Consider the following 21487-nt stretch of genomic DNA (forward strand, 5'->3'; position numbering starts at 1 on the left):
TTCAGCCAATTGGCCCGGGCAAACGTTCTTCGCTGAGCAAGACATTTGCCTCGACATCGCCGGCACCCGGAAGGGTCATGATCCGCCGCCGCAGGACCCGTTCGAAATCCGAAAGATCCCGCGCCACCACGCGCAGGCGATAGTCGTATAACCCTAAAACATGCTCGACGGTCTGTACCTCGGGGATGGCGCTGACGGCGCGCTCGAAATCCTCAAGGCTCGCCTGCCCTTTGCGCGCCAGCTTGACGCCGAGAAAGACGGTGACGCCGAACCCCAAAGCCTCGGCATTCAGGCGTAGACGACGGCCCTTGATTACGCCCGCCTCTTCCAGCCGGCGAATGCGCCGCCACGTGGCGGGTTGCGACAGGTCCAGACGACGCCCAAGCGCGCCGGCGCTTTGGGTTGCGTCCTGAACCAGCGCTCGCAGGATCTTGCGGTCGATCTCATCCAGCTCGATCATACTGGCAGCACCTCATCCCGTTTAAGGCGCGCGATGTGCATCAAGGCTTCGATATCGGCAATATGCGGCAGGGTCAGAATGCGGTCCCGATAGACCTGCTGATAGTGGGCCATGTCCCGCGCAAGCACCGAAAGGCGCACATCCACGCGGCCAAGGAAGGTCTGAATTTCGATCACCTCGGCAACCTCGCGCGCGGCCGCGGTGAATTCGTCAAATGCCCGAGCCTGCGTCTTGTCCAGCGTGATCCGCAACGAGACCTCAACCGCGTAGCCCAAGGCGGCCCAGTCGATCACGGCCTCTTGGCCTTCGATCACCCCTGCCGCCTGCATCTTTTCTATGCGCCTCCAGCAAACACCCGAACTGATACGGCACCGTTCGGCAAGCTCCGCTGTTGTCAGGCTTGGGTCCGCCTGAAAATGGCGCAGTATCCGCCGATCAACATCATCAAGCATGATTTTTTCACGTTTCCACAATTCAGAGAATTATTCTTCATCTTTTTTACAAATACTCAATCTCAACCCTATCGCCAATACCAAAGGCTCAGGCTAAAAGCACAGCAATCGAAACAGAAAGGACCAGCGAAATGCGCGTCTATTACGATCGCGATTGCGACATCAACCTGATCAAAGACAAAAAAGTGGCCATCCTGGGCTATGGCTCGCAAGGTCACGCGCACGCGCTGAACCTGCGCGACTCGGGTGCGAAAAACCTGGTCGTCGCCCTGCGCGAAGGTTCGCCCTCGGCCAAGAAAGCCGAAGCTGAAGGTCTGGAAGTCATGGGTATCGCCGAAGCGGCCGCATGGTGCGATGTCATCATGTTCACCATGCCCGACGAACTGCAGGCTGAGACTTACAAAAAATACGTGCATGACAACATCAAGCCGGGCTCGGCCATTGCTTTCGCTCACGGCCTGAACGTCCATTTCGGCCTGATCGAGCCGAAAGAAGGCGTCGACGTAATCATGATGGCCCCCAAAGGCCCCGGCCACACCGTACGTGGCGAATACACCAAAGGCGGCGGCGTGCCTTGCCTTGTTGCCGTCAACAACGACGCAACCGGCAAAGCGCTGGAAATCGGCCTGTCCTACTGCTCGGCCATCGGCGGCGGTCGCTCGGGCATCATCGAGACCAACTTCCGTGAAGAATGCGAAACCGACCTGTTCGGCGAACAAGCTGTTCTGTGCGGCGGCCTGGTTGAGCTGATCCGCTGCGGCTTTGAAACTCTGGTCGAAGCGGGCTACGCGCCCGAGATGGCCTATTTCGAGTGTCTGCACGAAGTGAAGTTGATCGTTGACCTGATCTATGAAGGCGGCATCGCCAACATGGATTACTCGATCTCGAACACGGCTGAGTATGGCCAGTACGTCACCGGCCCGCGCATCCTGAAATACGACGAGACCAAAGCACGCATGAAAGAGGTTCTGAACGACATCCAGCAGGGTAAATTCGTTCGTGACTTCATGCTGGAAAACGCCGTTGGCCAGCCGACCATCAAAGCGTCGCGCCGTGCCAATGACGAGCACATGATCGAGGAAACCGGTGCCAAACTGCGCGCCATGATGCCCTGGATCTCGGCCGGCAAAATGGTCGACAAAGAAAAGAACTAAGCCCGGCAACCGTCGGCGAAAGGGCGGCCCGTGTGGCCGCCCTTTTTTCATTTGAACCCGCTTAAATCTCAGCCCATAAACGCCTGACCAAAGGCGATTTTTTACCCTATACCACAGGTACTACCATGGTGTCTCAGCCCACAAAACAGGATTGGATCGGCGTCTTCTCGCTTGGCCTCATCTGGGGCGGTACATTCATGGTCGTGGCCATGGCGCTTGAGGGGTATGACCCGATCACGGTTGCAACGTCTCGCACCACGCTTGGCGCTTTGACGCTGCTCTTGCTGATGCGGATCACCGGACGCCGGTTTCCAACCCTCACCCCGGCGCTTGGCGGCTCAATTATCCTGATCGGCCTGCTGTCGACGGCGATACCGTTCATGTTGCTCAGCTGGGGACAGCAATTCGTACCATCGGCCTTTGCGGGCCTGTCGATGGCGGCCATCCCCTTGATGGTGCTGCCACTGGCACATTTCTTCTCGGACGAACCGCTCAACCTGCGGCGCTTTTTGGGGGTGTGCCTTGGGTTTTCCGGCGCATTGGTATTGATAGGTCCGGGGCTTTTGCAACTGGGCCAAGGAACCGAGCCACTTGCGCAAATGGCCTGCATCACAGCCGCCTTGTGCTATGCGGTTTCATCCATCCTGACGCGGCGGTGCCCTCCGATTGATCCGGTTGCACTGGCGGCCCTGACATTGCTGGTGGGCGCGGCGCTGCTGCTGCCGATCATGTTGATGACCGAGGGGTTGCCCGAATGGCAAGGCAACCGCCCCACTCTGGCGCTGATCGTACTGGGCCTGGTGCCGACAGCCTTAGCGAACCTCTTGCGTGTTTCAATCACGCGCAGCGCAGGGTCGGTTTTTCTGACCCTCGTGAACTATCAGGTCCCCGTCTGGTCGATGGTTTTCGGAGCATGGATTCTGTCCGAGGCCCTGCCCCTGCGGTTCTACATCGCACTGACCCTGATTCTAACGGGCATGGCCATCAGCCAGTGGTTCAGTCTGCGCAAAGCTCTGATCGGGCGCTAGGACGCCGCTGCCTCGACCTCGGCCACAATGCCATCAACCACCTGCGTCAACAGGGTGGCGTCCTCGCATTCAGCCATGACACGGATCAGAGGCTCGGTCCCTGACTTGCGGATCAGCAGACGACCCTGCCCGTTGAGGCGCGCTTCAGCATCGGCAATCGCGGCTTGCACACTGGCCACCTCAAGCGGCATTTGGCCGTGTTGATAGCGCACATTCTTCAACAGCTGAGGCACCGTTTCAAATTGCTGCGCAAGTTCAGAGGCTTTGCGTCCGCTCAGAACCATCTCGGACAGGAAATGTAGCCCAGCCATCAGGCCGTCGCCGGTCGTCGCGTAGTCGCTCATGACGATATGGCCGGATTGCTCGCCGCCAAGGTTGAAGCCGCCCTGGCGCATCCGTTCCACGACATAGCGATCGCCAACTGCCGTACGCTCCAGCCGCAGGCCTTGCCCTTGCAGATGTCGCTCCAACCCGAGGTTGGACATGACTGTTGCCACCAAAGCACCGCCACGCAGCTGTTCGGCCCGCGCCCAAGCCCCGGCCAACAGGGCCATCAGTTGATCGCCATCGGCAACATTGCCGTTTTCGTCAATCACGACGACCCGATCCGCGTCGCCATCGAGACAGATTCCAACATCCGCGCCATGCGAGACAACGGTTTCCGCAGCCACGCGCGGCTTGGTCGACCCACAATCGAGATTAATATTCTTGCCGTTCGGCGACACGCCCATCGGGATGACTTCAGCGCCAAGCTCCCACAGGACCTCGGGCGCCGTGCGGTGGGCTGCACCATTGGCGCAGTCGATCACCACTTTCAAACCATCCAGGCGCACATCGCGCGGAAGCGAGGATTTGACCCGCTCGCCATATCGGAAACGCGCATCATCAACTCGGCGGGCACGCCCGATATTTTGCGCCTGAGCGGGGCTGACGCCTTCTTCGATCAAACGCTCGATCTCAAGCTCGGCCTGATCTGAGAGTTTATATCCGTCAGGCCCGAAGAACTTTATACCATTATCTTCCGCTGGATTGTGGCTGGCCGAAATCATAACGCCCAGATCCGCGCGCATGGATTGGGTCATCAGACCCACCGCAGGGGTCGGAACCGGACCCAGCAGCAACACGTTCATACCGGTCGAGGTCAAACCCGCCGTCAGCGCGTTTTCCAGCATATAGCCGGACAGGCGCGTGTCCTTGCCGATGACCACGCGGTGAACTCCGGTCGTGTCTCGGCGAAAATAACGCCCGACCGCCGCACCTATGCGCAAGGCCATTTCTGCTGTCATCGGATGCGTATTGGCTGTGCCTCGCACACCGTCAGTTCCGAACAGCTTGCGCATAGTCGACTCTCCGTAAAATTCGCTTGTGACCGGATTAACGGACGGCAGCCCATAGGCGCAAGGCCTGAGCTGTCTCGGCCACGTCATGGACCCGAATGATCTGCACGCCCTGGGACAATCCGTCCAGAGCAACCGCGATTGACCCCGGTGCACGCGCGGTTTTTCGAGGCTCCTGCCCGATGGAGCCGATAAAGCCCTTGCGCGAGACGCCCAATAGAATCGGGCAACCCAGACCGTGGAATAGGCTTAAGTTGCGCAGCAGGGCCAGATTGTGGTCCTCGGTCTTGCCGAAGCCGATGCCGGGATCGACGATGATCAGATCCCGGCTCAGGCCTAACGCCTCGAGACGTTCGATCTGGCCTGCTAGAAAATCGTAGACATCCAGAACGACGTTTTCATAGACCGGATTGTCCTGCATTGTCGCGGGATCGCCCTGCATATGCATGACGCAGACCGGCGCGCCCAGCCCTGCGCATAATGGCGCAAGATCGGGGTCGAAGGTGAAGCCCGAGACATCATTGACCAGCCCCGCCCCGGCCTCACAGGCCGCTTTGGCCACAGCGGCCTTGCGGGTGTCGATTGAGATCAGCGCGTTTGTTTCAGACCGGATTGCTTCGATGACCGGGCGGGTCCGGGTGATCTCTTCGTCTGCTGGGACGAAATCTGCACCAGGACGTGTGGATTCTCCGCCGATGTCCAGAATCGTGGCACCGTGCGCGACCATCTCAATGGCCCCTGCCCGAGCGGCCTCAACCGAACTGTGGATGCCACCGTCCGAGAAACTGTCAGGCGTTGCGTTCAGGATGCCCATAATATGTGGGCGCGCCATATCCAAACCGGACAGCGCCGCGCGCGGGCGGCTGAGGCGGTGTAGCACATCCGCGGGAATATCCGCTGCGGCTACGACCTGAGACGTTCCATCCCGCGAAAGCGCTTCGGCATGGGTGAACCACAACGACTGCCCGGCCAGAGTCACGGCGTTATCCGGACGAGCCGTACCGTGATGTATCAGCGGTCGGTAGTAGCGGCTCACAATTGTGCCTGGTCAATGGCCACAGCACGCAGCGGCGTTTTCGGCTCTTTCGGCAATGCGCCTCCGATCACCATCATCTCGCTGGCCTCAAAGGTGGCGGCAAACCATGCCGCCAGCGCAACTGCGTCGGATGGCGCGGCAGAGGGGCCATCAACGGCATCCAGAACGATCTTTGACGGGGCCCAAACGCAAATCTGGCCGTTCTTCATCGCCCAATCCAGTTCGGTCCGGGTCGAAACAACCACGCAGCGATGATCGCGCGCGGCCAGAACCCATGCGTTCTGTTCGATCGACAACAGGTCGATGCGGCGCTGGGTCATTGCGTGACCGGTCTGCGGCACCCGAAGGTCCGAGGCCCCGACACACAGGATCAAGGGACGCTGACGGTTTTCCAACTGATCAATCCAGCCGGTCAGGTTATCCGAGGTCATCGCCTCATTCGATAGATAAACAAGACGCGGATGTGGGCGTTCCTCTTCCACTACGTCGTGGTGCACGGCGTCCTTGCCGCGCACGATCTCGACCCCGAGCGCACCGGGGCCGCGATCCAGCTTTTCGATACGGACAAAAACCCTGACGGCCTGTGGTTCAAGTAGGATACGTTCGGCCACGCGTTCAGCCAGCGTTTCCAACAGGTTCAGACGCTCGGCCGCCAATTCATAGGCAATCGCCTCGGTCACGCGGTCATAGGACAGGATACGATCCACATCATCGTCAATATCCGAGGTCAGCGGAAGCACCTCGACCACGATATTAAAGCAGATACGCTGGGTTGTGCCGCGTTCGGCCTGAAAGGCACCGATCTCAACCTCGACAGTATGATCACGGAGCGAGATGCGATCCAAATGCCCTCTGGGCGAGGTCGCCTCGGACCGTTCAGAGGGGTGCGCAAAAGCGAGGCGGATTTCAGAACTCATGGGTCAGGCCTTCTTGGGCTCGGTGAAACTTTCGCCCAGTCTAGGCGTTTCGAGGGCCTATAGCATTCATACAAACGCCATTCCAACCGCTGATTTCGACGCTTTTTCTGCGTGCAATGGTATACGCTGCACCTTGAATTCAAGACGCAGCGCTAGACCTGCCTCAGTTGCTCGCAGTGCGGTAATTGTGACGGTAAAAGATGTGAACACCAATCTTCGCCGTCTGTTTATAAACCCGCGCCCAGGAGGGGCGGACCGCAGTGGTATGATAGTGGGTCGCCCCTTCGGTCAGCTCTTTGGCAACGCCATCCATCGCCGCGCGGGCGACTTTCGAGACACGCTCAAAGGCTTTCTTCTCGTGGATCACTTCCTTGCGGCCATCACATGTATAGGTGAACTGGCACTGGTACTTTTTGCCGGTCCCCTGACGGATCACACCGCAGAGGCTGTCTGGAAAGCGGCTGCTCTTGACCCGGTTCAGGATAACCTCGGCCACTGCAAACTGACCGCGCACGCTTTCGCCGCGGGCTTCAAAATACAGCGCCTCTGACAGGCATTTCCAGCCTTCATCTCCGGACGCTTTGGGCTGTTGGTCCAGCCAATCCTTGGAATAGGACACTTTGATCGGTTCCACCACTTTGCGCGGCTGGAATAATTTCAGATAGTCCCGAAAGCTCTGACCCGGCAATTCACTGCGGGCAACCAGTTCTTTCTTATCGGAATCCGTAGCTTCCCTCTCAGCGTAGGACGCACTCGGCAGCACGGTTGCCGCCAATGTGGCAACAGCCATTATGTAACGTAGCATCAGATAACCTCGCACAGGCACTTCACGCGCCAAACCCTCCCCCGGCGGGCGCGACGAGGCATTTAGCGCAGTCTTGCGCAAAGGTCCAGATCAGAGGCAAATACAAGTGGAAATTCGCTCGTGGAGAAAAACAATTCCGCCACAAGCTCGCTTATTGACCACTAATCATTGGGTTTCAGGCTGCTGTCAACCCCCAAGTCTGGACGAAATCGCCAGTTGAGCGGCAGCCAGCCGAGCGACCGGTACCCGGAACGGAGAGCAGGACACATAGTCAAAGCCAAGATCGCGGCAAATGGCGATTGATTCGGGGTTTCCGCCGTGTTCTCCGCAGACCGAAAGGGTCACATCGGGTTGGGCCGCGCGCCCCCTCTCGGACCCGAGCTTGAGCAATTCGCCAACCCCGTCGGCGTCCAGAACATGGAACGGGTCCTCTGTGAAGACCCCCTGCCTGACATAGGCCGACATGAAACGCCCCGCGTCGTCGCGTGAAAGACCATAGGTCATCTGGGTCAGGTCGTTGGTTCCGAAGCTTAAAAACGCGGTGTTTGGTGCAATCTCTTCAGCACGCAGGCAGGCGCGTGGTGTTTCAACCATCACGCCGAGGCGGTATTCGAACTCCTGCCCCTTTTCCGCTGCAACAGCGGCCGCCACCGAGTCGATCCGGGATTTTACCAGCTCGACCTCCCGCTTGGCCGAAACCAGAGGGATCATCACCTCAGGCACGACCGGCGCGCCGTTCTTCCGAGCCTCCAGCGTGGCTTCAAAGATCGCGCGAGCCTGCATGTCGTAGATTTCGGGCACCGTAACACCCAGGCGAACGCCGCGCAGACCTAGCATCGGGTTGTATTCGGTCATCGCAGAGACACGACGCTCTACATCCGAGACGGGCAGATCAAGCGCTTCGGCCAGTTCACGCTGGCCGCCGCGGGTGGTCGGTAGGAATTCGTGCAGCGGCGGGTCAAACAGACGAATACAGACCGGTTGCCCCTCCATGATGCGGAAAAGCTGCACAAAGTCGTCGCGCTGCATAGGCAGCAAACGCTCCAACACGGCGGCACGACCCGAGGAGGTCTGCGCAAAGATCATCTCGCGCATCACGATCAGGCGGCCGGGGTCAAAGAACATATGCTCGGTCCGGCACAGGCCGATGCCCTGCGCCTGAAAATTGCGCGCAGTCTGCGCATCCGCAGGGGTATCGGCATTGGCGCGGATTTCGATATCCCGCTCGGCATCCGCCCAGCCCATGAGTGTCTGGAAGCAGTCGTCCAGCGCGGCCTCAAGCATCTCGGGCTGCCCCGCCAGAACCTGACCCGAGCTTCCGTCGATCGTCAGAACGTCTCCGGTCTTGAACACTCGCCCATCCGGGGTCGTCAGCATTTTCTTCTTGGTCTGGAACCGCATTTCAGAGGCACCGACGATGCAAGGCAGACCCAAACCCCGCCCGATCACGGCGGCATGGCTGGTCATCCCTCCCTTTTCGGTCAGAACGGCAACGGCGGCATGCATGCCCCGAACATCCTCGGGCGAGGTTTCGCGGCGTACAAGAACACAGGCTTCGCCCCGCGCGGCGCTGGCTTGCGCCTCGGCGGCCGTAAACACGATCTTGCCGGTCGACGCCCCCGGACTTGCGCCAATCGCGGTGGTCAGTACATCCCGCTCTGCCTCGGGGTGGACCTGCCGGTGCAACAGTTCGTTCAGTGCATGAGGGTCCACGCGCATCACCGCCTCTTGTGGCGGGATGATACCGTCTTCAGCCAGCCGCACCGCAATCCGCATCGCCGCGCGCGAGGTCCGCTGAACGCGCACGCCGTCCAGAATATGCACATTGCCGTTCTGGATCACGAATTCGACCTGCATTTCCTCGCGCAGCTTCTCGCGCATCAAAGCGGCCTGAGCTTTCAGATCGGCAAATGCGTTGGGCGCCACTTCTTCCAGAGACGGTCCCCGCGGGTCTTTCTCAAGATACAGCGCCGAGACGTCTTCGCCCAACGCATCCCGCCCCTGACTCTGGCTCAGGTACCGGCCAGTGATCTGAGGCATCCCGGTTGTCGGATCCACCAACTGCAACACACCCGATCCGCATTCGCCCTGTCCGACGCCCGGTATCATCTCTTGGATGACGAGCCCCAACCCCGCATCGGCCGGAGCGCCCTTGGCCTGACGTAACAGGCGCGCTGAGGTGCCATCCCACGCCCGCGCCATCGAGCGCAAAACGCCAATCAACTGCTCACCGCGATCCTCAGGGAAAACCTCATCGGTCTCGTCCTCATAGGCGTGCAGAGTACGCTTCAACCCCGCGACACCATCCTCGTCGATCTCGTCGAACACATCCGCATCCAAACGCGCCACATGTATCGCATAGCTTTGCACAAAGCGCAGATACATGGCTGCGGCAGGCTCATCACCCATCGAGTTCGACAGCTCGGCAAACCGCGCCTCGTTCATGCCGATATTCAGGACCGCACCGGGGCCGCCCCAATCGGGGTCCTCGGAACTGGGACGCACACACAACAAGGCCGTCGGCTCGAATTGCTCAAGGATTGCGGCTAGATCGGGGATTTGTCCTTCGGCGATACGCTGCACCGCGTCAAAAGACAACGCGACCGTGCGCGGCACCGGCATCTCCAACCGGACCAGACGTTGCAGGCACTTTGCCCGCCCCCCATGGGTGTGCGGGGCAACGGGCGCGGTGGACGTGATAAGCGTGGTATGCGGATTATTCTGCACTGCGGCACCTTTTGGTTTCACCGCAGCATAGGCCCATGCGCCCGTCGCGCAAGGGTGATCTGGGCGCGAAAATCCGCGCGCCCGGACCTTTAGCCTTCGATCTTGGTCAGATCGGCAACGCTGGAACAGACCGAGCGGATCTGGCTGAGCAGGTTCAGGCGGTTGCGGCGCAGGATGTCATTGTCGGTGTTGACCTGCACATCCTCAAAGAACGCATCCACTGGCCCACGCAGCGCTGCCATGGCCGCCATAGCGGTTGGGAAATCCTCGGCCCTGAGCGCCAGATCAATCTGGGCCTGCGCCGCGTCAAGCGCCGAGAACAGAGCCTTTTCGCTGTCCGTCTCGGCGAATTTCACATCCGCACCGTAGGAGTATTCGACCCCGTCCTTCTCTTCGGCCTGCGTCAGGATGTTGTTGGCCCGCTTGAACCCCTGCACGAGGTTTTCCCCGTTCTCGGTCGCGATCACTGCGTTCAGTGCGCGGGCGCGTTTGACCAGTAGGTTGAGGTCATCATTGCCGTCCATCGCGATACAGGCGTCGATGACGTCGTGACGGATGCCCTCATCACGGAGGAAGACTTTGAGGCGGTCGTGGAAGAACGACAGGAGATCGTCAGATGCATCTGGGACCTTTTTCTCCAGTTCAAGAAAAGCTGCCGCAGGCAAATCATCTATTTTGTCTCTTACGGTCTGGAATGCAGCGCCAAAGACACCTCGCTCTGCGATTTCTGCCAACAGATCAAGAACGTTAGCCTCCGGCAACGCCTCATTGATCGCGATTTCTGCTCGTATCAGTTGGCTGTCAAAGAACCGATCCAAGGACAGGCGCAGATCGTTTTCGAGTATCAAACGAATTACGCCCAAGGCAGCACGACGCAGAGCAAACGGGTCTTTCGAACCGGTGGGCTTCTCATCAATCGCCCAAAATCCTGTCAGCGTGTCCAGCTTGTCCGCCAGCGCCACGGTCACCGAAAGCGGCGCAGTCGGCACGTCATCTGACGGGCCAAGCGGCGAGTAGTGGTCCTGTGCCACAGCGGCCACGGCGGCGTCCTCGCCTGCCGCTTCGATGTAGTAGCGGCCCATAAGCCCCTGAAGTTCGGGGAATTCATACACCATCTCAGAGCTCAGATCGGCCTTGGCCAGACGCGCGGATTTCTCCGCTTGAATAGCGTCCGCTCCAGTCACAGGCGCCAGTTCGCAGGCCAGTGCGGCGACGCGGTCGATGCGTTCAGCTTGTGTGCCCAGCTTGTTGTGGAAGGTCACATTCTCCAGCGCACGGGTCCATTGGGCGATGTCCGACTTGGCGATACGCAGGTCGTTCTCCCAGAAGAATTTCGCATCCGCCAGACGGGCCGAAAGGACCTTCTGGTTCCCGGCCAGAATGGTCGCGCCATTGTCAGCAGTTTCGCGGTTGGCGACGGTGATGAAACGCTCGATCCGGCCGGTTTTGGGGTTCTTCACGGAAAAGAACTTCTGGTGCTCTTTCATCGACGTCTGCAGCACCTCAGGCGGCAGGTCGAGGAATTCGTCGTCAATCTGCCCCATCAGCACCACGGGCCATTCAACCAGACCAGCGACCTCGGCCAGCAGGCCTTTGTCGTCAACCACTTCCAGACCGGCGGCAAAGGCCATGTTCTGGGCATCGTTCCAGATATGTTCGGCGCGTTCCTCGGGCGACAGGACCACGAAGGCGCGTTTCAGTTTGGCGGCGTAATCCTCGAACGAGGAAACGGCAAAGCGGTTCGGGGCCATGAACCGGTGGCCCTCGGTCGTGTCACCGGATGTGATGCCTTCGACCTCAAGCGGGACAACCTGCGCACCCGTCTCATCGATCAGAATGCACAGGATCGAGTGCAGAGGCCGAACCCACCGCATCGGGCCAGAGCCCCAGCGCATCGATTTTGGCCATGGGAAGTTGCGGATCGTGGCCTCAAGCACTTCGGCCACGATCTCTGCCGCCGGGCGTCCGGGCTTTTCGATCTGGGCGAAATAGACCGCACCTTTGGGGGTGTCGCGTTCCTCTAATTGGTCACGGGTCAAACCAGCGCCGCGCAGGAAGCCTTCGATCGCTTTGTCAGGTGCCCCGACCTTGGGGCCTTTGCGCTCCTCGCGGATTGTGGGGCTTTCCGCCAACAGCCCTTCGACCGCCAAGGTCAGACGGCGCGGCGTGGTCAGGGCGGCGGCAGAGGCATAGGTCAAACCGGCCTCGACCAAACCATCGGTGATCCGCTTTTTCAGGTCCTCACCCGCGCGGGTCTGCATACGCGCGGGGATCTCCTCGGAAAACAGTTCGATCAGCAGGTCGGGCATTTTCGGTCCTTAGAAATTTACGATCGTCTGGATGACGATGGCATTGGCGATATCCACAAAGAATGCGGATACAAGGGGCAGCACGATAAAGGCAATAGGCGATGGGCCATATCGCTTGGTAACGGCGGTCATATTCGCGATAGCGGTGGGGGTTGCACCCAACGCGAAGCCTCCAAACCCTGCAGCCAACACCGCGGCGCGGTAATTTGAGCCCATGACCGGGAACAGCACCCACAGCACAAAAACCACCGTGAACAGGGTCTGGGCGGACATGATGACGACAATGGCCATGCCGAGTTCGGCGATGGTCCAGAGCTGAAGGCTCATTAGTGACATCGCCAGAAACGCGCCCAAGGCAAATTCCGAGATCAACGCCAGCGATGGCGTGCGCGATACCGGTGGGGCCGACGGTGCCACTAAGGCGCGTACATTGGCGATGACGATTCCCATGATCAAACACGGCACAAACAGCGGCAGCTTGAGACCAGCAGCCGAGATCGCTTCGCCCAGAGAATAACCCGCAATGATCGCGAGGTTGAGATGCAGCAAAACGCGCATGATCGACACGTGGTCGATATCGAGCGACCTGCCTTCTGTTTCGTCCGGCAATCCGACACTGGGCCCTTCGTCTGGACGGTCGGGGCTGAGATTGCGCCCTTCAACCAGCAACCGCGCAATCGGTCCACCGACCAGGGCGGCCAGAACCAAACCTAGCGTTGCAACGGCAACACCCAACTCGGTCGCGCTGTCCAACCCTGTCGCCCGCGCAACTTCGGGCGCCCATGCGATTGCGGTCCCGTGCCCGCCGATCAGCGCCGCCGAGCCGAACAGAACACCCGCCTGCGCCGGATAGCCAAACATGGAAGCGCCAGCCGCACCGATCACGTTTTGCAAAACGATCGTCACAAGGGTCAGGATCAGAAGCAAAAACAGCGGCTTGCCGCCCGAAATCAGGTCCGAAAGACGTGCATTCAATCCGATCCCGGCAAAAAATACGACCAGTAGAAAATCCCGCGTACCCAGCTCGAATGCGAGTTCAAGATCGAATATCAAATACAGCGCCAGAACGGCAAACGAAGCCAGCAACCCTCCGGTCACGGGTTCGGGGATGTTGAAATTGCGAAGTGCGGCGACTTGATCATTGATCCGCGCGCCAAGCAGGTAGACGGCAAAACCTAAGGTCGCCGTCAGAAACTCAGGGATTTCGACGACGTGCTGCATGGCGGTCTCCTTACTGCTGCGGTCTGGGTGGGCATTCCTCGCCGACCACGGTGCCATCATAGGCTTTTTCACCGCAATTGTTCAGAGAATGCCAGACAAAGCCACGCCCATCCTCAGCAATCACAACAATGCGGTCCACCCCGTAGTGGATATTCTTCGCGCTCATGTAGGCCTGCGCCTGCCCCGTCTTCAACGCATCGGCTATAGCAACCGCGTCATAGCAGTCGAACCAACCCGGAGCGGTCAAAGGCTCTGCATTCTCGACCGTTGTGAAGCCCGACAATTGTTCCTTGGAGAGATCCGTGTTGAAGCAGGCCCGGTACCGGATCGGAGAGCTGTCTGCATCAATCGCCTGAAACAACGAATAGGCAATCGGCTGAGGAGTTTCACCGCCCACAGACAAAAGAGTAACGTCCTGTCCGGGCTTGGGTTCGACCTCATAATAAAAGCCGTAGACTTGCAGGTAATACATGCCCGCCCCGGCCAGCACGGCCGAAAGCCCTAGAATGATCGCAAGCAATTTTCCTGTCATTGTCTTAGGCTGCCTCTTTCAAGTTCCTGAAAAATCGGACAGGTTTCGCAGTGAAGATTGATACCAAAAGGGTGTTTTCATGGAATCGACCCTCGCCGTTGGGTTCTTTGGTGCGCTGTTTGCGATCATGAACCCGATCACCAACCTGCCTGTGTTCCTGAGTGTTACGCAGGACCTGCCCCCTGCGGATCAACGTAAAGTCGCGGTCAAAACCGCGCTCTACTGCCTGGTCCTGGGCGGCGCGTTCGCAGCCATTGGCAGTCAGACGCTGAGCCTGTTCGGCATCAGCGTGGACCATCTGCGCGTCGCCGGAGGGTTGGTTGTGCTGATGATCGGCCTGAATATGCTGAACGGCAACGAAAGCACCTCGCATCACGGAACGGACGGAGAAAAAGAGGCCTATCCTGCGCCTGACACAGTCGCGTTCTATCCGCTGGCCTTTCCCATTCTGGTTGGCCCGGGCACGATCACGACCCTGATCCTGTACGCGCATCACGTCAACAAGCCGCTTGAAGCTGTTGTTTTCGCGGGTGTATTCTTGACCGTCGTCGCCTTGCTTCTGGTCACCTTCTGGAATGCCCCATGGCTGTCCAAACGTCTTTCGAGCAACGCACGCGTCATCATGAGCCGCTTCATGGGTATGATCCTGTCGGCCATCGCCATCGGCATGATTTCTGACGGCCTCAAGGCATTGCTGCCCGGATTGGCCTGAACGCTGCATCAGGCCTCGTACCCGGCGGCCTCGGTCAGAACGAACGCATCCGCGCATTGCTTGGCCAGCGCCCGTACACGGCCGATGTACGCCTGCCGTTCGGTCACCGAGATCACCCCGCGCGCGTCCAGCAGGTTGAAGATGTGGCTGGCTTTAATGCACTGATCATAGGCCGGGTGCGCCATCACGATGCGCTTGCCGGTTTTAGGATCATCATGCTGTTGCTCCAGAATGGTGGCGCATTCGGCCTCAGCTTCTTCGAAATGACGCAGCAAAACCTCAGTGTTGGCCACATCAAAGTTCCAACGGGCGTATTCCTCTTCGGTCTGCTTGAAGATGTCACCGTATGTCAGCGGGCTTGGGGACTGAGGGTCGTTGAACGGCATGTCCATCACATGGTCGATGCCCAACACATACATCGCCAAACGCTCCAAACCATAGGTCAGTTCCCCGGAGACCGGCGTGCAATCATGACCACCGACCTGCTGGAAATAAGTGAACTGGCTGACTTCCATGCCGTCGCACCAGACCTCCCACCCTAGGCCCCAAGCGCCGAGGGTCGGGCTTTCCCAGTCGTCCTCGACAAAACGGATGTCATGCAGCTCCATGTCGATGCCGATGGCCTCGAGGCTGCCCAGATACAGTTCTTGCAGGTCCGGCGGGCTGGGTTTGATCAGAACCTGATACTGATAGTAGTGCTGCAGACGGTTCGGGTTCTCACCATACCGCCCGTCGGTTGGACGGCGCGAGGGTTGAACATAGGCCGCAGCCCATGCCTTGGACCCCAGCGCGCGCAGGGTTGTCGCCGGGTGGAACGTCCCTGCCCCGACCTCCATGTCATAAGGCTGCAAAATCGCACAGCCTTTCGAGGCCCAATAGGTCTGAAGCCGCAGGATGATCTCCTGAAAAGAACGAGGTGCGCTGGACTGATCGGTCATGACATTCCCTTTAGGCGCGCCTGCGCCCGGTTCCGATGGGTTTGGCCCTTCCTATGCAAGGGGCCGAGGGGCGTCAACGGGCCAATGGGTCCCTGCTGTATCTGCGCTGCCACACCGCAAATTCCCCGCATTCCCACCATGGCTTTCGTCACCCGAAATCGCGTATTCTGAGCAAAAGCATCAAAACTGCATAAACGGGCAGAAAATGACACGAGTATTTACGGCAATTTTATTGTTTCTTTTGGTCGGCCTGCGCGCCGCAACCGCCCAGCAAGATCAGGGTGTCTGGGTTCAGGTCGAGGCGCAGCCATCCCTGCGTGAGGCACAAGATCGGGCGCAGGATTACGCCCGCGCGCTGCCCGACGTGAACGGCTTTCGCCTGGGCAGCGGCTGGTATGCCATTGTGATCGGCCCCTACCTGCGCAGCGACGCCGAACAGGTACTACGGGTTTACCGCGCTGAGGGGCAAATCCCGCGCGACAGTTTCATCACCTTTTCAAGTTCTTTTGGTCAGCAGTTCTGGCCGGTTGGCGCGAATGTGTTGAACCGGGGCACTGTGGCTCCGCCAGTTGAACCGCAAGAACCTGCCGAAGACACGCTCTCTGACGCAACCCCGCAGGTTTCGGATGAAACCCGTGCCCAGGCGCTGCAATCTGAGCGTTTGTTGACGTCGCAGGAACGCAAGGACCTACAGACCGCACTTCAAGCCGCCGGGTTCTACAACTCGACCATCGACGGAGCGTTCGGCCAAGGCACACGTCGTTCGATGGCCGACTGGCAGAGCTTCAACGGATATGAGGCAACCGGCGTTCTGACCACCGTCCAACGCGCCGCATTGATTGAGGACTATAACGCGCCGCTAATCAGCGTCGGAATGGCGCGATACACCGACGATCAGGCCGGGATCTCGGTCGATCTGCCGCTGGAGGCCATCGCCTTTGATCGCTATGAGGCCCCTTTTGCGCATTTCCAAAGCACCTCTGACTTGAACGCACAGGCGTTGCTGATCAGTCAGGAGGGCGGCAAATCCACCCTGCGCGCGCTTTATGAGGTGATGCAATCGCTGGAAATCGTGCCGCTTGTCGGCCCACGAGAGCTGCGCGGTGATCGCTTTAGTCTGGAAGGGCGCGGCAAAGGCATCGTCTCTTACACCGAAGCGGCGCTGAAGGATGGCAAGATCAAAGGCTTCACGCTGGTCTGGCCCGAGGGCGATGAGGCCCGCCGTGCCCGTGTTCTGGCTGCGATGAAGGCCAGCTTCGCCACCACCGATGGGGTTCTTGATTCCAGCGCCGGCGCAGATGCTGAGCAGCGCGTTGATCTGGTCTCGGGCCTTCAGGTTCGCAAACCGCGCCTGTCCCGTTCGGGCTTCTTTGCGGATGCGTCCGGCACTGTCCTGACTGTGTCCGAGGCCGCCGACAGCTGCAGTCGTGTCACGCTGGAAGGCGATCAGGAGCTTCAGGTGGCCTGGACGGACGCCGATCTGGGCGTGTCTGTTCTGCGCCCGCGCAAGTCTTTGGCCCCGATCAACGTGGCCGAGTTCCGCTCAGACCAGCCGCGTATTCAGTCCGAGGTCGCGGTCTCCGGTTTCTCTTACGAAGGGGCTTTGGGGGCACCGACGCTCACCTTCGGTCAGATCGCAGACGTGCGCGGCCTGAACGGAGAAGCCGGTGTGAAACGTCTCGCTCTGGCCGCACAGCCGGGCGATGCCGGTGGTCCGGTCTTTGACGACAGTGGCAGCGTTGTTGGCATGCTTCTGCCCACCCCGTCCGAAGGCCGCACCCTGCCCGGCTCGGTCAGTCTGGCGGTTTCGACCCAAGGGCTGAACGACGTTCTGACGCAAGCCGGCATCTCGGGCCAAGAGGCGCAAGAGACGGCCGAGATCTCACCCAATGAGCTGAGCCGCCGCGCCAATGGGATGACTGTTCTGGTGCATTGCTGGGACTAGTAACGTCCCAAAACTGAAAAAGCCGCTGCGCATCTGCGCTGCGGCTTTCTTGTTTCTCGACTAAAGAATGTTCGGCGTCACGTAGATCAATGTCGGTCCCGAGGCCTGAAATGCGGCTTTGACCGCCTCCTGCATCTCATCCACAGTTTTCGGAGCACTGGACAGTGCCCCGAACGCCTCGGCGAGTTTGCAGAAATCAGGATTGCGCGCCACAACCGCGTTAGGCGCAATCTGACTGCGGACCATACTATCCTCGATCTCTTTCAGCTTGCCGTTGTCCCAGAGGATAATCGGCAACGAAAGGCCCAGTTCCACCGCCACGCCCAGTTCTTGCATCGTGTAGTGGAACCCATAGTCCCCGGCGATCACCGCCGTCGGCCGTCCCCGCCGCGCCACTGCCCCACCGATGCCAGCGGGCAAAGCATAGCCCAAAGTGCCAAAGCCGGTCGGATGGTGCCAGTGGTGCGGATAGGCCATGTCCCAGACCTCTTTCGCGGCATAGGCGAATTGGGTCATGTCCGAATAGATCATGGTGTCGGCAGGCATCGCGGCGCGCAGCGCATCAACGACGGGCACGATGCCTGGGCGCTCTGCATCAACCTCGGCCCGCCAACGGGCGCGCACCTCAGCGACTTCCTCAGCCGCCCAACCCGTCGCAGGTTTGGCGCTCTCAGTAACGGCCCACAGGGCGCGGGCAAAGCTGGCACTGTCGGCCTGAATCTTGACGGCAGCGCGGTGGCGGTCTGACAGGACCTCGGCGTCCAAGTCGACGCGGACCAGATGCGCCGAATGGCCAAGCTCTTCCCGCCAGAGGTCAACCTCGCCCAGCTCGGCCCCAACAGCGATCACCAGATCGGCTGAGGCGATCACCTCGGCGCTGCCGGGCCGAGGCAGCATCGCCCCGAAATCCAAAGGATAGTTCGCCCCGACCATGCCACGCCCCGCGTAAGTCGTGAAACAGGCTGCCCCCAGCTGAGTCAGAATTTGCCGCCATTCGTTCGATTTGCAGCCGCCGCCCAGAATGAACAAAGGTCGTTTGGAGATGTTCAGCAAGGACACAACCGGCGCGACATCCGGGGCAAACACCTTGGGGCGCAGGGCTGTTTGGTTCGGGAACTGCGCGGGATCGGCATCGCCCTCAAGCTGTGCAATCGGCACCTGAATGTGCTTGGGCCGCGGGCGAGAAAGTTCGAACTCCTCAAACGCACGCTCGACCAGACCATAAGCGGCCTGCGCGGTGTTCGCTTGCGCCGACCAATCCGCGACCGTGCCCGCCGCGCCTTGCTGGTCCTTCATCTGGTGCAACTGGCCGCGCTGCGCCTGCGTCTCATCCAGACAGGATGACAGCACCAGCATCGGGACCGAGTCGCTATAGGCTTGCCCCATCGGTGTCATGATGTTGCACAGCCCCGGACCGGTGATGACATAGGCAACGCCCGGCTTACCCGTCGCCCGCGCATAACCATCGGCCATGAAACCGGCGCCCTGCTCATGCCGGGCCAGCACATGGGTGATCCCGGCCTCTTCAATGCCGCGGTACATTTCCTGATTGTGGACGCCGGGAATGCCGAAAATCACATCCGCGCCGCGATCCCTCAGCATGTGGGACAGCTGCGCGCCAAGGGGTCTTTTCATCAGTCTCTCCAGAATTGGACGGTAAAGATTGCGTAGACGGCCAGCAACTCAAGTCGGCCGACGAGCATGCCTGCGGTCAGCAGCCATTTCGCGGTGTCGTTCAGGCCAGCAAAATTGCCCGCCGGCCCGATTTGGTTCCCCAGCCCCGGCCCGACATTGGCCAGCGCCGTCGCGGCACCCGAAACGGAAGTGATAAAGTCCAGCCCGGTCAGCGCCAGCGCCCAGGACAAAATCCCCATCGACAGGACGAAGAACATGAAAAAGCTCATGACCGAGGTCAGAACGTCCCGACTGACAGGTCGCCCGTCATAGAGCGGAACGAACACTCCGTGCGGCGATCGAATGCGCCGGATTTGCGTTTTGATCGATGCAAACAGAAGCTGATAGCGGAATACCTTGATCGAACAGGCGGTCGATCCGGCGCAGCCTCCGATCAGGCCGATGAGGAAGAACAGCATGATCGGGAAGCTACCCCACAGCATGTAGTCCACACTGGCGTAGCCGGTGCCCGAGATGATCGAGGTGATGTTGAACAACGACTCGCGCAGGGCCCTTTCCCAATGGTGCGGAAAGACCGAGGTCAGGAACACGGACATCACGACGACCAGTACGAGAATGGTTGCCAGAAAGGCGCGGATCTGACTGTCCTGCCATAGCGACGAGGTGTTGCCATTGGCCAGTTGCACATAGCGCACGAACGGCAATGCCGCGAGGATCATAAAGACCGAGGCCGCGTATTCCGCCGGGCCGCTGAAGGTTGCAAACGAGCTGTCGTAATTCGAAAATCCCCCCGTTGCGATGGTGGTCATGGCGTGGACTGTCGCGTCAAAGAACCCCATCCCGACGGCCGCATAGACAAGGCCACAGGCCAGTGTCAGGAACACGTAGATCAGCGAGATCTGGCCCGCGATCTCCTGCGCGCGGGGAAGGATTTTCCCCATGGTTTCAAACCCTTCCGAGCGGAAGATTTGCATACCACCGACCCGCAGCTCAGGCAGGAACACCATAGCGACAACGATGATCCCGATGCCGCCCAGCCATTGCAGGATCCCTCGCCACAACAGTAGGCCCTGTGGCAGGTCATCGAGCCCCGAAATCACGGTCGATCCGGTGGTGGTCAGGCCCGACATCGCTTCGAAATACGCGTCGACAAAGCGCAGCTCGGTCTCGCCAAACAGAAACGGAATTGCTCCGAACACCGGCAGTGCCACCCAGACACCCGAGGTCAGCAAAAAGGTCTGACGGATGGTCAGACCTTCTCCTACGCCATTGGCGCAGCTCAGCGCAAGGACAACGCCGGTCAGAACGGTGATGATCGCGCTTTCAAGAAAGACATGCCACTCGCCCCGCCCCTCGATCATGTCGGCAAGCATAGGCAGCAGCATGGTCGCCCCCAGAATGGCGACCAGCATGCCAATCACATATCCGACCGGGCGAAGATCCATCATGACGCGCAGCGTTGGCGCGCCAGCCCGACCGTGTCAAGCAGATGACCCCGATTACTCGTCGGATTTCGCAACGACCTTGGGCATTGCGGGCGGTTTAGACGGCGCGCGCGTTTTGCGAGGGGCCGGTTTAGGGGCCTCTGTCGTGGCTGCAGCAGCTTTGGCCGGTGCCGCACTTGGTGCCTTGGCCGCGGGTTTTGGCGCAGTCTTGGGGGCCGCCGGAGTTTTGGCCGGTGCCGCTTTTTTTGCCACGGTCTTTGCCGGAGCTGCCTTGGCCGCAGGTTTAGGTGTTGCGGACGCAGGGGCAGCCTTGGCTGCGGGTTTGGATGTCGCCGGTGTAGGCGCTGCCTTGGCCGCTGGTTTTGTCTTTGCTGTTGCCGGGGTCGTCTTATCAGCCGTTTTGGGCTTTGCTACAGCCGGGGCTGCCTTAGCCGCAGGTTTAGGCGTCGCCGGTGCGGGGGCAGCTTTGGCGGCTTCTGGTTTCGTCGCCGTGCGTGGTTTAGCGGTGAATTTTGCAACCGGTTCCGCCTTGGGCTTCGATGCAGCGGGTTTGGGCTGCGCCTTCTTGGCAGTCGAGGCCCGCTTGGCCGGAGCAGGTTTTGCAGCCTGTTTGGCAACAGGTTTAGGTGCCGTCGCACGTTTTGCTGCAGGTTTGGCCGGCGCCGGCTCCGATGCTGTATTGCGCAGCGCGTGCAAGGGCGCCATCGGCAGTTCCATGGCCGACCGGGCCATGATCTGCATAATCTTCATCTGGCTGACCACGGCGTATCCAGCCACGCGCATTGCAGCCGCCTGCAGCTCCAGCGGTTGAGAAATTGGGTTCATGACATGTCT

General features: G+C 59.9%; 18 protein-coding genes. 5 read left to right on the forward strand and 13 right to left on the reverse strand.

Annotated elements, in window-relative coordinates:
* Nucleotide 1: 1 nt before the first annotated feature.
* Nucleotides 2–460, reverse strand: a complete 459-nt coding sequence (locus ACR0IP_RS06600) for an Lrp/AsnC family transcriptional regulator (protein WP_170470052.1) — start codon at nucleotides 458–460, stop codon at nucleotides 2–4.
* Nucleotides 457–912, reverse strand: coding sequence for an Lrp/AsnC family transcriptional regulator (locus ACR0IP_RS06605; RefSeq protein WP_170642222.1), 456 nt, complete (start codon nucleotides 910–912; stop codon nucleotides 457–459). The genes ACR0IP_RS06600 and ACR0IP_RS06605 overlap by 4 nt, the downstream gene beginning before the upstream one ends.
* A 131-nt stretch (nucleotides 913–1043) precedes the next feature.
* Here ACR0IP_RS06605 and ilvC point away from each other — a divergent pair, with 131 nt between their 5' ends.
* Nucleotides 1044–2066: a ketol-acid reductoisomerase gene (gene ilvC / locus ACR0IP_RS06610; RefSeq protein WP_170457922.1), complete on the forward strand. Its 1023-nt coding sequence runs from the start codon at nucleotides 1044–1046 to the stop codon at nucleotides 2064–2066.
* A gap of 125 nt (nucleotides 2067–2191) precedes the next feature.
* Complete coding sequence (locus ACR0IP_RS06615; protein ID WP_480524548.1) at nucleotides 2192–3094, forward strand: DMT family transporter; 903 nt, start codon at nucleotides 2192–2194, stop codon at nucleotides 3092–3094.
* Here the strand turns inward: ACR0IP_RS06615 and glmM are convergent.
* The 8 genes from glmM to ACR0IP_RS06655 all read right to left on the reverse strand — a co-directional run bounded on the left by glmM (nucleotide 3091) and on the right by ACR0IP_RS06655 (nucleotide 13978).
* Nucleotides 3091–4434 (reverse strand): phosphoglucosamine mutase, encoded by a 1344-nt coding sequence (glmM, locus tag ACR0IP_RS06620; protein ID WP_480524550.1) that lies wholly within the window; start codon nucleotides 4432–4434, stop codon nucleotides 3091–3093. The two genes, ACR0IP_RS06615 and glmM, sit on opposite strands and share 4 nt — an antisense overlap.
* A gap of 34 nt (nucleotides 4435–4468) precedes the next feature.
* On the reverse strand, nucleotides 4469–5467 hold the full coding sequence (gene folP, locus ACR0IP_RS06625; protein ID WP_480524552.1) for a dihydropteroate synthase: 999 nt from the start codon (nucleotides 5465–5467) through the stop codon (nucleotides 4469–4471).
* The gene (locus ACR0IP_RS06630) at nucleotides 5464–6384 is read right to left on the reverse strand and encodes a dihydroneopterin aldolase (protein WP_480524554.1); all 921 of its coding nucleotides are present in this window, start codon (nucleotides 6382–6384) and stop codon (nucleotides 5464–5466) included. The genes folP and ACR0IP_RS06630 overlap by 4 nt, the downstream gene beginning before the upstream one ends.
* A 163-nt stretch (nucleotides 6385–6547) precedes the next feature.
* A complete protein-coding gene (locus ACR0IP_RS06635) occupies nucleotides 6548–7189 on the reverse strand; it encodes a cell wall hydrolase (protein WP_480524556.1) in 642 nt (213 codons plus the stop codon).
* Nucleotides 7190–7375: 186 nt separating this feature from the next.
* A complete protein-coding gene (locus ACR0IP_RS06640) occupies nucleotides 7376–9937 on the reverse strand; it encodes a pyruvate, phosphate dikinase (RefSeq protein ID WP_170376397.1) in 2562 nt (853 codons plus the stop codon).
* 68 nt (nucleotides 9938–10005) lie between these two features.
* The gene (gene glyS / locus ACR0IP_RS06645) at nucleotides 10006–12225 is read right to left on the reverse strand and encodes a glycine--tRNA ligase subunit beta (RefSeq protein ID WP_480524558.1); all 2220 of its coding nucleotides are present in this window, start codon (nucleotides 12223–12225) and stop codon (nucleotides 10006–10008) included.
* Between the two features lie 9 nt (nucleotides 12226–12234).
* Entirely contained in the window at nucleotides 12235–13446 is a 1212-nt protein-coding gene (gltS, locus tag ACR0IP_RS06650; RefSeq protein ID WP_170376394.1) for a sodium/glutamate symporter, read from the reverse strand.
* A gap of 10 nt (nucleotides 13447–13456) precedes the next feature.
* A complete protein-coding gene (locus tag ACR0IP_RS06655) occupies nucleotides 13457–13978 on the reverse strand; it encodes a DUF6446 family protein (RefSeq protein WP_170376392.1) in 522 nt (173 codons plus the stop codon).
* A gap of 79 nt (nucleotides 13979–14057) precedes the next feature.
* Between ACR0IP_RS06655 and ACR0IP_RS06660 the strand changes: the two genes are divergently transcribed.
* Nucleotides 14058–14690, forward strand: coding sequence for a MarC family protein (locus ACR0IP_RS06660; RefSeq protein WP_170765649.1), 633 nt, complete (start codon nucleotides 14058–14060; stop codon nucleotides 14688–14690).
* Between the two features lie 8 nt (nucleotides 14691–14698).
* Here ACR0IP_RS06660 and ACR0IP_RS06665 read toward each other — a convergent pair whose 3' ends face one another.
* Nucleotides 14699–15628, reverse strand: a complete 930-nt coding sequence (locus ACR0IP_RS06665; protein ID WP_170689909.1) for a glycine--tRNA ligase subunit alpha — start codon at nucleotides 15626–15628, stop codon at nucleotides 14699–14701.
* Nucleotides 15629–15833: 205 nt separating this feature from the next.
* Here ACR0IP_RS06665 and ACR0IP_RS06670 point away from each other — a divergent pair, with 205 nt between their 5' ends.
* Nucleotides 15834–17573 (forward strand): serine protease, encoded by a 1740-nt coding sequence (locus tag ACR0IP_RS06670; protein WP_480524561.1) that lies wholly within the window; start codon nucleotides 15834–15836, stop codon nucleotides 17571–17573.
* A gap of 60 nt (nucleotides 17574–17633) precedes the next feature.
* Here ACR0IP_RS06670 and ACR0IP_RS06675 read toward each other — a convergent pair whose 3' ends face one another.
* Nucleotides 17634–19208 (reverse strand): 5-guanidino-2-oxopentanoate decarboxylase, encoded by a 1575-nt coding sequence (locus ACR0IP_RS06675; RefSeq protein ID WP_480524563.1) that lies wholly within the window; start codon nucleotides 19206–19208, stop codon nucleotides 17634–17636.
* Complete coding sequence (locus tag ACR0IP_RS06680; RefSeq protein WP_170376382.1) at nucleotides 19208–20656, reverse strand: TrkH family potassium uptake protein; 1449 nt, start codon at nucleotides 20654–20656, stop codon at nucleotides 19208–19210. The genes ACR0IP_RS06675 and ACR0IP_RS06680 overlap by 1 nt, the downstream gene beginning before the upstream one ends.
* Between ACR0IP_RS06680 and ACR0IP_RS06685 the strand changes: the two genes are divergently transcribed.
* A complete protein-coding gene (locus ACR0IP_RS06685; RefSeq protein ID WP_480524565.1) occupies nucleotides 20655–21464 on the forward strand; it encodes a hypothetical protein in 810 nt (269 codons plus the stop codon). The two genes, ACR0IP_RS06680 and ACR0IP_RS06685, sit on opposite strands and share 2 nt — an antisense overlap.
* Nucleotides 21465–21487: the final 23 nt, after the last annotated feature.

The sequence above is a fragment of the Ruegeria sp. AL11 genome (assembly GCF_056540865.1).